The sequence below is a fragment of the Bacillus sp. 7894-2 genome, assembly GCF_002272225.1.
Lineage (GTDB): Bacteria > Bacillota > Bacilli > Bacillales > Cytobacillaceae > Cytobacillus.
The window spans coordinates 1-1,448 of record NZ_NPDG01000165.1; the positions used below are offsets into that span (position 1 = coordinate 1).

The window sequence follows — 1,448 nt, forward strand, 5'->3', positions numbered from 1 at the left end:
GAACTGCACCCCATTTGTTAGACACATCTAACAATTGGAGGTGCAGTTTTTTTATGGCGAAATTTACAGTACAAGAGAAAATACAGGCCGTAAAGAAATATCTTGAAGGTATCGAGGGACATAAACCCATAGCGAGAGCTATTGGTGTTACGCCAGGCGTATTTATGAATTGGATTAGACAGTACCAATACCACGGAGAAAAGGCATTTGAAAAACGCTATACAACTTATACGGCAGAAGATAAACTAGAGGTACTTCAATATATGAACGAACATGGGACGTCTCGCCGTGAAACAGCTGCGATCTTTAATATTCCAGCACCCTCTTCTCTATTACAGTGGGAAAAACAGTATGAAACGGAAGGGGTAGACGCCCTCAATCCAAAGAAAAAGGGGCGTCCACTGATGGAAAAGAAAACCAATAACGAAACGAAGAAACAATTACCTGCAGAAGGTTCCGTTGAAGCACTACAAGCTGAAGTTGAACGACTACGGATGGAGAATGCTTACTTAAAAAAGTTGAAGGCCTTAGTTCAAAGCAAGGTAAAATCACCAAACAAGACAAAGCGCAAGTAGTCTATGAACTGAGGCAGGAATTCCCGGTGAAAGCACTTTTAATATTGGCAGGGATACCGCGCAGCACCTATTACTATTGGGTTAAGCAATTAGATAAGCCAGATAAAGATGCCATGTTTAAGACACTTATCCAAGGGATTTATGACGAGCACCAAGGACGGTATGGGTATCGTCGTATTAAGGATGAGCTAGTTAATCGCGGGCATATCATTAATCATAAAAAAGTACAGCGAATCATGAGCGAATTAGGGTTAAAGTGTCTGGTTAAAATGAAGAAATATCAAACCTATAAAGGGGAAGTTGGGAAGACTGCCCCCAATATTTTAGACCGTAATTTTGAGGCGAAAAAGCCAAATGAGAAATGGGTAACCGATATAACGGAATTTAAATTATTTGGGGAAAAACTCTATTTATCTCCAATGCTCGATTTATTTAACGGCGAGATTATCGCATATACGATTGACTCCAGGCCAACGTACTCACTGGTCTCAGGTATGCTGGAAAAATCACTTGAACGATTAACGGAGGAAGACGAGTTGCTTATTCATTCAGACCAAGGCTGGCATTATCAGATGAAGCAGTTTCGGCACACGTTAAAGAAGCACAATATCACACAAAGTATGTCCCGCAAAGGAAACTGTTATGATAATGCAGTGATAGAGAGTTTCTTTGGCATATTGAAATCGGAGTTTCTCTATTACAACGAGTTTGAAAGCATCGAACATTTTAAGCAAGAGTTGGTAAAATACATGAATTACTATAATCACAAACGAATTAAGGCAAAATTAAAAGGCATGAGTCCGATAGAATACCGGACTCATGCCCACCTAGCTGCCTAATGAAATAACTGTCTAACTTTTTGGGGTCACTTCA

Annotated in this window: 1 protein-coding gene; it reads left to right on the forward strand. The window is 40.0% G+C overall.

Annotated features, from left to right (window positions below; all coding sequences use genetic code 11):
- Positions 1-53 precede the first annotated feature (53 nt).
- Positions 54-1,414 (forward strand): IS3 family transposase gene (locus CHI10_RS21955; RefSeq protein WP_095246261.1). Its coding sequence is split into 2 segments (ribosomal slippage): positions 54-510 and positions 510-1,414, totalling 1,362 coding nucleotides; the frame shifts between segments, so codons are not numbered across the junction.
- Positions 1,415-1,448: the final 34 nt, after the last annotated feature.